Origin of the sequence: Brevundimonas sp. (assembly GCF_036399195.1) — a bacterium.
Lineage (GTDB): Bacteria > Pseudomonadota > Alphaproteobacteria > Caulobacterales > Caulobacteraceae > Brevundimonas.
The window spans coordinates 1-2,760 of the sequence record NZ_DASWNO010000089.1 but is presented as its reverse complement, the minus strand read 5'-3'; the positions used below and the strand labels follow the sequence as shown (position 1 = coordinate 2,760).

The window sequence follows — 2,760 nt, the reverse complement described above, 5'->3', positions numbered from 1 at the left end:
TCGGGGCGACCCGCCGCTGTCGCGATCTCGCGCACGCGAGCGGCTTCCAGTGGGCTTGAAACGACGCCGTCGACGCCGCAGTCCAGCGCCTGCCGGACGCGCCGCTCGACGAGGGCGGCGGCGTCGAAGCCGTAGCCGATTTCGGTCAGGTCGGTGTCGGACAGGCTGGTCATGACCGTGACCGCCAGCAGCTTCGTCCCCGAACCCGCGGCGTCCCGGCCCCGGACGGCGCCGCGCATGACCTGCGGCTCGGCGTGGACGGTCAGCAGGTCGCAGCCGCCTTCCGCCACGGACCGGGCCGCGCCCTCGACCTGCGCCCCGATGTCGTGGAGCTTCCAGTCCTGGAACACCTGCTTGCCCGCGGCCCGAATCTCGTGGGCGAAGGCGACGCCGCCGGGCCGCGCCAGCAGCGTCAGGCCGACCTTGTAGAAGCCGACGGTCTCGCCCAGCCGCTCGACCATGGCGCGGGCCGCCTCGAGCGACGGCAGGTCCAGCCCGACGATCAGGCGCGGGTCGGCTGAGGCGGCGATGGTCATGGACTCGTCCTCGAGAAACCTTGGCCTTTTCGCGGGTCAGGGGTGGACGCGCGCGCGGGCGTCGGCCTTGATGGCGGCGGGCGAAGCTGAATTGCAGGGCGAGGACATCTGATGGACGCGGTCGATCTGGGCGTCAACCTGTTCGTGGCCCTGTTCGCCCTGGTCGATCCGATCGGCAACATCCCGATCTTCGCGGCCGCCACGGCCGGCGCGACGATGCGGCAACGCTGGTCGGTGGCGGCGCTGATCTGCCTCTTCGCGGCGGCGTTTCTGGCCTTCTTCTTCTTCACCGGTCTGGGGCTGCTGCAGTTCTTCGGCATCTCGCTGGCGGCGTTCCGCATCGCCGGGGGCATTCTGCTGCTGCTGCTCGGTCTCGACATGACGCGCGAGGACTTTCTCAAGTCCTTTACCGACTCCGACGCGGCGAACGATGTGAAGGATGTGCGCGGCTATGCCCAGCGGCGATTCCAGCGGCTGGTCGTGCCCTTCGCGATCCCCCTGATGATCGGCCCGGGCGCCATTTCGACCATCATCATCCAGGCCGGCGAGGCGTCGAAGATCGGCTACATGGGCCAGGTCGCCGGGGTCGCCGCCATCGCGGCCGCCTGCCTCGCGACCTTCCTCTGCTTCGCCGCGACGGGACCGATCAGCCGTGTTCTGGGCGAGGTCGGCATGTCGATCATCGTGCGCGTGCTGGGCCTGATCCTGTGCGCGCTTGCGATCCAGTTCATCCTGCTGGGGCTGTCGGAAGCGATCCCCGGCATGATCGCGGGCTCGGTGACGACGCCGTATCCGACGGGCGGGCACTAAGGGGCCGAGGGTGGCTGGTGATGGGTGATTGGTGGTTGGTTGGCCGCCGCCGGCTGAGCCATTCGCGCGCCGCCAATGGAGCGGCGCACCAGTCACCAATCACCAGCCACCAATCACCTCTTCATATCCGCCTCAGCCGTTTCGCGTGGCCGCCGACCATGTTCAGCGCCATGCGGTCCGGCAGGTGTTTGGCGAGGCCCGCCAGCAGGTTGTTCATCGCGCCGGGCGTGACCTTCGGCCGGTTGGCCTCGCAGGCGGCGTAGCCGACGCGGGCGACGTGGTCGGCGGTCTGCCACATCCAGCGGGGGTAGGCGGTCGAGACTTCCTCGCGGGTGCCGTTGACGTCGTGGAACTCGGTCAGGGTGTAGCCGGGGCATAGCGCGGTGACGTGGACGCCGGTTCCCCGCAGCTCCAGGTGCAGGCCCTGCGACGCCTTGATCAGGAAGCTCTTGATCGGCCCGTACAGGGTGTCGCCGCCGGTCGCAGGCATCTGGCCGGCCAGGGAGGCGACGTTGAGGATGCGGCCGAAGCCCCGCTCGACCATGGCCGGGGCGAGCAGCCGGGCCAGCTCGACCGGACCCGTCAGCATGACGTGGATCATCTGGGCGTGGGCCGTCGGCTCGGTGTTGAGGAACCCGGCCGTGCGGCTGAAGCCGGCGTTGTTGATCAGGCCGCCGACGGTCAGGCCGCGCTCCGAGATCGCCTGTTGCAGCCGGGCGGGCGCGGCGGGGTCGGCCAGATCCTCGGGCAGGACGGTGGAGGCGGCCCCGGTCAGGGCCAGTTCCGCGGCCAGCGCGCGCAGGGGGGCCTCGCGACGAGCGGTCAGGACCAGATCCCAGCCGTGCTCGGCATAGACCCGGGCGAGCGCCGCGCCGATCCCCGCCGACGCGCCGGTGACGAGCGCCACGGGCCGGGGCCGGGACGGCAGGCTCATCTCAGGCGGCGACCGGGCAGGACCGGTGAGGGGCGAAGGCGGCCAGCGAGGCCGGCTCGTGGTCCAGCAGGTCGGCGATGGTGATCTTCGACAGGGCCGCGCCGGCGGCCTGATCGGCGGCCGTCAGGGCCTTTGCGACCTGACGCGGGATATGCTCGCTGACGGGGCAGCCCTTGGCCCCCGCCGGCGGCGAGCCGAGGTGGGCGCAGCCGTTGACGGCGCGCAGCACGGCTTCCAGCGAGATCATCTCCGGCGGGTGCAGCAGCCAGGCTCCGCCCGAGGCTCCGGGCCGAGTCGCGATTATGCCCGCCTTGGCGAGCAGGGCCGTCACCCGGCGAACCACCACCGGATTGGTCGGGATGGAGGCGGCCAGAACCGCGCTCGGCGCCGCGTCGGCGGCCGAGAAGGCGCCCTTGTGGGCCAGATAGGCCAGGGCGTGGGCGGCGACGGGAAAGCGTTGACTGTCTGACATGGCGTTGA

Annotated in this window: 4 protein-coding genes; 1 reads left to right on the top strand and 3 read right to left on the bottom strand. The window is 71.1% G+C overall.

Features of this window, described 5'->3' with window-relative positions:
* Positions 1–536 (bottom strand): orotidine 5'-phosphate decarboxylase / HUMPS family protein (locus VGB60_RS04320; protein ID WP_331037046.1); only part of this gene is annotated, 536 nt, incomplete at its 3' end.
* A gap of 111 nt (positions 537–647) precedes the next feature.
* Here VGB60_RS04320 and VGB60_RS04315 point away from each other — a divergent pair.
* Positions 648–1,346, top strand: coding sequence for a MarC family protein (locus tag VGB60_RS04315; RefSeq protein WP_331037045.1), 699 nt, complete (start codon positions 648–650; stop codon positions 1,344–1,346).
* Between the two features lie 121 nt (positions 1,347–1,467).
* Here the strand turns inward: VGB60_RS04315 and VGB60_RS04310 are convergent, their stop codons facing one another.
* Positions 1,468–2,280 (bottom strand): SDR family NAD(P)-dependent oxidoreductase, encoded by an 813-nt coding sequence (locus VGB60_RS04310; protein WP_331037044.1) that lies wholly within the window; start codon positions 2,278–2,280, stop codon positions 1,468–1,470.
* A gap of 1 nt (position 2,281) precedes the next feature.
* Entirely contained in the window at positions 2,282–2,752 is a 471-nt protein-coding gene (locus tag VGB60_RS04305; RefSeq protein WP_331037047.1) for an Rrf2 family transcriptional regulator, read from the bottom strand.
* Positions 2,753–2,760 lie beyond the last annotated feature (8 nt).

Coding starts and splice junctions, on each gene's coding strand:
- VGB60_RS04315 (WP_331037045.1), top strand. CDS start 648: ATGGACGCGGTCGATCTGGGCGTCAACCTGTTCGTGGCCCTGTTCGCC.
- VGB60_RS04310 (WP_331037044.1), bottom strand. CDS start 2,280: ATGAGCCTGCCGTCCCGGCCCCGGCCCGTGGCGCTCGTCACCGGCGCG.
- VGB60_RS04305 (WP_331037047.1), bottom strand. CDS start 2,752: ATGTCAGACAGTCAACGCTTTCCCGTCGCCGCCCACGCCCTGGCCTAT.